Source organism: Mesorhizobium sp. (assembly GCF_004962925.1).
Taxonomy (GTDB): domain Bacteria; phylum Pseudomonadota; class Alphaproteobacteria; order Rhizobiales; family Rhizobiaceae; genus Mesorhizobium.
Map to the genome: position 1 here is coordinate 23,318 of NZ_SUEO01000028.1, position 5,286 is coordinate 28,603.

At 62.4% G+C, this 5,286-nt stretch carries 8 protein-coding genes; 4 read left to right on the forward strand and 4 right to left on the reverse strand.

All coding sequences use genetic code 11. The features are described from left to right. Window positions 1-231, forward strand: a 231-nt coding sequence (locus E5W87_RS08965) for an iron chelate uptake ABC transporter family permease subunit (RefSeq protein ID WP_292396138.1), incomplete at its 5' end; no start/stop codon positions are given. Between the two features lie 158 nt (window positions 232-389). Here E5W87_RS08965 and E5W87_RS08970 read toward each other — a convergent pair. Next, window positions 390-1,061 (reverse strand): alpha/beta hydrolase, encoded by a 672-nt coding sequence (locus E5W87_RS08970; protein WP_292396141.1) that lies wholly within the window; start codon window positions 1,059-1,061, stop codon window positions 390-392. A 234-nt stretch (window positions 1,062-1,295) separates the two neighbouring features. On the opposite strand from E5W87_RS08970, the gene E5W87_RS08975 reads away from it, so the two are divergent. Next, on the forward strand, window positions 1,296-2,504 hold the full coding sequence (locus tag E5W87_RS08975; protein ID WP_292396144.1) for an OpgC family protein: 1,209 nt from the start codon (window positions 1,296-1,298) through the stop codon (window positions 2,502-2,504). A 10-nt stretch (window positions 2,505-2,514) separates the two neighbouring features. Here E5W87_RS08975 and E5W87_RS08980 read toward each other — a convergent pair whose 3' ends face one another. Continuing rightward, on the reverse strand, window positions 2,515-3,597 hold the full coding sequence (locus tag E5W87_RS08980; protein ID WP_292396147.1) for a LacI family DNA-binding transcriptional regulator: 1,083 nt from the start codon (window positions 3,595-3,597) through the stop codon (window positions 2,515-2,517). A gap of 143 nt (window positions 3,598-3,740) precedes the next feature. Here E5W87_RS08980 and E5W87_RS08985 point away from each other — a divergent pair, with 143 nt between their 5' ends. Further along, complete coding sequence (locus E5W87_RS08985; protein ID WP_292396150.1) at window positions 3,741-3,884, forward strand: hypothetical protein; 144 nt, start codon at window positions 3,741-3,743, stop codon at window positions 3,882-3,884. Window positions 3,885-3,946: 62 nt separating this feature from the next. Then, a complete protein-coding gene (locus E5W87_RS08990; RefSeq protein WP_292396153.1) occupies window positions 3,947-4,111 on the forward strand; it encodes a hypothetical protein in 165 nt (54 codons plus the stop codon). A gap of 32 nt (window positions 4,112-4,143) precedes the next feature. Here E5W87_RS08990 and E5W87_RS08995 read toward each other — a convergent pair whose 3' ends face one another. Together E5W87_RS08995 and E5W87_RS09000 are read right to left on the reverse strand one after the other, a co-directional pair. Then, window positions 4,144-4,518, reverse strand: coding sequence for a DUF423 domain-containing protein (locus E5W87_RS08995; RefSeq protein ID WP_292396156.1), 375 nt, complete (start codon window positions 4,516-4,518; stop codon window positions 4,144-4,146). A 40-nt stretch (window positions 4,519-4,558) separates the two neighbouring features. After that, a partial coding sequence (locus E5W87_RS09000; RefSeq protein WP_292396159.1) for an MFS transporter occupies window positions 4,559-5,286 on the reverse strand: 728 nt, incomplete at its 5' end.

Genomic DNA, 5,286 nt, shown 5'->3' on the forward strand with positions numbered 1-5,286 from the left:
TTTGTCGGCATCGTGGTGCCGCATCTGCTGCGCTTGGCTATCGGCCCGGACAACCGTTATCTGCTGCCGGCGTCGGCCCTGCTCGGAGCTTGCCTGCTGCTTCTGGCCGATGCCGTCGCTCGCACCATCGTGGCGCCGGCCGAGCTGCCGATCGGCATCGTCACGGCGATCGCGGGCGCTCCGTTCTTCCTCTGGATCCTGCTGCGTAAGCGTGGGGTCGTCGACCTGTGAGAGACCGTTTGGAAACTCTACTCTGGCGGCCATCTGATGGCGTTTTCTGCGCTTCCGGTGCTCACGGACCCAAATGTCCGCTCCGCTCCGGTTCTCGAAACCGCCACCATATGACTCGCCAGAGCGAATTTCGAAACGGTCTCTAAAACCTCGGCTCATCAATTCGCCTGCGCGATGGCGATTGCCGGACCCTCCAGCCATTGCCTGACGATTTCAGCATCCCGATCGCCGATTTCATGGCCGGAGGCGATGGTGCGGGCCTCGACCTCGGCACCATGCGATTCGAGCAATGCGACCAACGCCGGCGCGAAGGGCGCGTAGGTCAGGTCGGCGGTGCCGGCGATGATCAGCACGCGCGCTTTGGACAAGTCGGCTGGGGGCACGTCGTCGAGCACCGGCATCGGGCGCAGCAATGCTGCCCGTTCGATCAGCCCCAAATGCAGCAGCATCACCGTCGAAACCAGATTGGCGCCGTTCGAATAGCCGAGAAAAATCGTTCGGGAGAGATCGAGACCGTGGCGCTTCGCGGCCTCGGTGATGAAGCCCGCGAAAGCGTCCGCCTCTGCGCGAATGCTCTGCTGTTCGAAGTGCGTCGGCGTAATCCGCGCGAACCAGCGGAAACCGTCCTCCTGGGCGATGCGGCCACGGACCGCCACCAGCACGGCGCGCGGTGCGATTTGCCGCGCGAGCGCCACCAGCGTCGTCTCGTCGACACCGGATCCATGCAGCAGGAAAAGGCATTCGCCGTTCGAATCAACAGGTCGATAGAGCCGGTAGAAAAAGGCCAGATCACGTCGCAAAAGGCCGTCTTCCGGAGGCTTTTCCGCCATAGTTCATCCCTTTGATTTCGTGATGGTTTTGTTCATTTGCCGGCTTCAAAACGTAATATTTTCGGGCTCCTTCAAAGTTGATTGAACCGGGCGCATTTCAGTCCGTTTCTTCGCCGATATGCTCCTGCGGGAGGAATCGAAGCGGTGCGTCCGGCGGTCGCATCGATCGCCGGCATGAACAACCAGCTTTGAGGCCTTTTATCGATGACCATGCCAAATTCACCGGATCGCGGTATGCGTATCTCGGATCGCATCACGCGTATCCCGGATACGCGTATCCCGGAACGCGATACGCGTATTGATGTGTTCCGCGCTCTCGCTCTGCTGATTATATTTGTCGACCATGTCCCGGGGACGGTTTTCGAAACCCTGACCTACAAGAATTTTGGCTTTTCGGATGCCGCGGAGGCCTTCGTGCTGATCTCCGGCATGTCCGTCGCGCTCGCCTACGGTTCAAAATTCCAACCCGGAAACCGGCTCATGGCGACACTGAAATTGTGGCGCCGCGCCGGTGTGCTCTATGTCGCCCACATCGTCACGACGATGGCGGTGGTGGCCATCTTCTGCGCGGCGGCGGTGTTCGCGAAGCGGCCGGACGTGCTGACGCTGATCAACATCGAGCCATTGATCAGGAACCCGCCGCAAGCGCTGATCGGTATCGCCACGCTTGGCCATCAGCTCGGCTACAACAATATCCTGCCGGTCTATGCGGTGCTGCTGCTGATGGCGCCAATCTTCCTGCTGTTCATCAGCCACAGGCCTTTGCCGGCGCTGGCGATATCCGGAATTCTGTGGCTGGCTGCCGGGATCTACCAGATCGCCCCGCCGAACTATCCCGAGCCCGGCTTCTGGTTCCTCAATCCGCTGTCGTGGCAGTTCCTCTTCAACATCGGCTTGGCGAGTATGCTGCATATCCGGCGCGGCGGCACCATTCCGGTCAATCGCTGGCTGGTCGGCGCTTCGGCGACCTATGTCGCAGCGGCATTGGTCTGGGTGCACAGCCCGCTATGGGGGCACGTGTCATGGCTGAACCTGCCCGTGGTGCTGACCGGCTTCGACAAGACGTTCCTGTCGCTGCCAAGGCTGCTGCACATCCTGGCAGTGAGCTACCTGATCGTGGCGTTTCCTTCTGTCTCGAACCTGTTTCGCACCAGCCGCGACCATCCGCTCGCCATATTGGGCAAACGATCGCTGCCGGTTTTCATCGCCGGCACGGTGCTCGCCATGGCGGCCCAGCTGATGAAGCTGATCAACCCCGGCGGGTTTGCCTATGACAGCTTGCTGATCGCCGCCGGCATCGCCATGCAGTTCGCGCTCGCCTATTATCTCGAATGGCTGTCGGGTCTTGGACGGTCCGGCAAGAGCAAGCCGGTCCGCAGCGAGGCGCCGCCTGTCCATGCGTCCTTCGGTGTCGGAGCCATGGCGGCAGGCATCAATCGATAGGCGTCCGGGCTCAAGCTGTTTTGGGCGGCGGTCCGGAAGATGCCCTGACGACGAGCTCGACGTCGAGCGTCTCGCGCCGCACCGTGCCGTCGAAATCGAGGATCGCTCGCGCCGCCCTGCGGCCGATCTCGGCGATCGGCTGGACTATCGTGGTGAGCGCAGGATCGCAAAGCGCCGCCTCAGGCACGCCGTCGAAGCCGACGACCGAGATGTCGCCGGGAACGGCCAGACCCCGCGTGGTCAGCCATTCGATCGCGACCATGGCCATCCGGTCCGACATCGCCAGGATGGCGGTCGGCGGCTCTGCCGAGGCGAAGATCGTTTCGAGGCCGGCCCTTGTGCTGGCTTCGTCGTTTTCGGTCTCGTATACCGGAATCCCGGCGGTATCGACGCCGAACCGGGAAAGCGCCTCGAAATAGCCGACGAGGCGATCGCGTGTGCCGGTATAGGCGGCCGTCCGGATCTGTTGCGGCGAGACGAGACCAGTGCTGTCATCGGCGAAAGGCAGCGCCAGAACGGCGAAACGCCGATGGCCAAGCTCGGCGAGATGCTGCGCTGCCAGGCGGGCGCCGGCGACATTGTCGACGCCGATCGCCGAGACCGTGTCATCCTCCGAGCCGAGTTCGAGCGCGACGAAGGGGAGCTTTCGTTCGCGCGTCAGCTCGACGAGGCGCGGACCTCCCTCGATGCAGAACAGGATAAAACCGTCGACCAGCGCGCTCTGGATGTTCCAGGCAAGCTTCTCCTCATTGCCGGCCGATACCAGCGCGATGCCGGCACCGGTGGCGTCACATGCCTCGGAAATCCCGGCCATCATCGCGCGGGCAAAGGGATCGTCGAAGAAATAGGACAGCGGTTCGGTCGTGGCGACGCCGATCGCGTTGACCTTGCCGGCGCGCAGCAGCCGGCCCTTGGGATCCGGACCCGCATAGCCCATCGCCTCGGCCGCTGCCTTGACCCGTTCGCGGACTTCCTCGCGCACGATCTCGGGACGGCTGAACACGTTGGAGGCGGTGCCATGCGAAACCCCGGCGGCCTTGGCGATGTCGGCCAGCCGGATGGGTCTTGTATTGCCTTCGGTGGATGACGCCATTTTTTTGCCTCCAGGCAGCTACCTAGCACCTTTGTTGGATCGATTCAAATTTTTGCTTGACATTGGTGCGGGCAAGTATATTTTTGAATCGATCCAAATTTGGCGCTAACCGTCGATTGGATCGATTCAGGAAGGAGAGAACCATGCACCCCGTCAATTATCTGTTCGAAGACATCTATCGCAACGACTGGAGCATTACCTCCAACGCGGTGACCCGGACACGTCGCGGCAGCGCCAGCCCATGGATCCGCGACCTGCGTTTTCTCGTGGAGCGCAAGCGGAGCTGATCGGCAGCGCTTTTTCGTGCCTGTCGATTGGATCGATTCAAATTGGAAAAGGGAGCCTTGCCATGCATCCGATCAAACATTTGTTCGAAGATATCTATCGCAATTATTGGGGCATCTCGCCCGCCACCGATCGGCCGGAGCGGCGCCGCCTGGCCAAGCCGGCCGCACGCAATCGCAACCTGCCGGTCCAGCCCGAACGCAGGCAAGATAGGCCATCGTCTGACTGACCGTCGTTTGGCGGAAACCGAATCCGGACGTCTCATGAGCGCGGGCGCACCAGCGCCGAGGCTGCAACCGCCAGCCAACCGGCGATGAGCAAAGTGCCGCCGATCGGCGCCGACAGCGGGAAAAGCCGCGAATTGAGGAAGTCTCGGGCGAGGAGATCACTGCAAAACAATACAAGCCCGGCAAGAAGGATGAGGCTTGCGATTCGCAGGATACGGTTTGCGCCGATGAGCCCGATAGCAAGAAAGACCGGCGCATGCATGAGCAGGAAGGACGCGACCGTGCCGGCGAAAGCGCCGCCCAGATGCGCCGCAGCGGCGGACAGCGCCACGCCGGCCGCGCCGCACAGCCCGCCGACGAAAACTAAGATGCGGCCGCTGCCGCTTGCTGGTTGCTCGGCCGTGCTCATGTCGCTGGTCTCCGTGAACTAATGTAGTCCGCAAACGGTGTCACGACTTTCCAGCCTGCGCCAGCATGTCGCGCGCGCGGCGCGACTGGACCAGCCAATTATACGCAGCTCCGCCCGCCAACAGCACGGATGTGCCGAGAAACACCGCGCGCATACCGAAATGACCGCCGACGAAGCCGCCGAGCAGTGGTCCGGCGACCTGTCCGACATATTGTGCCGAGATCGACAGGCCGAGCACATTGCCGCCGACGCCGTCCGGAACATTGTGGCGAATGACGCTGGTGATGCAGGGCAGGAGACCGCCAAGTGCCAGCCCCATCAGGAAACGCAGGCCGACGAGTTGCCAGCCCTGCGTGACGAAGGCTTGCGGGATCAGCAGCAGCGCCGATACGGCAAGCGCCCCAATGATGACGTTCCAGTGGCCGACGCGGTCGGCGAGCTTGCCGAGACGCGAGGCCGACAGGATGGCGCCGAGTGCCGCCGCCGACATGACGACGCCGGAGGTCAGCGTTAGCAGGCTTTGGTTCTCGATGAGTTGCTGGACGTAGACCGTGATGATCGGCTCGATCGACATCGTGGCGAAACTCAGCAGCATACCGGTCACCAGCATGGCCACGATAGGGCGCTTGTCCTCGATTTGCGACCAGCCGCCTTGCGGCTTCTCAGTCGATGCTGCCTTGTCGGTTGTCGGGCGAGGGTTCTCCTTGATGAGAAAAGTCGTTGCCAGGAACGCCAGGAAGATGACGCCGCCGGCGAGCAGGAAGGTGG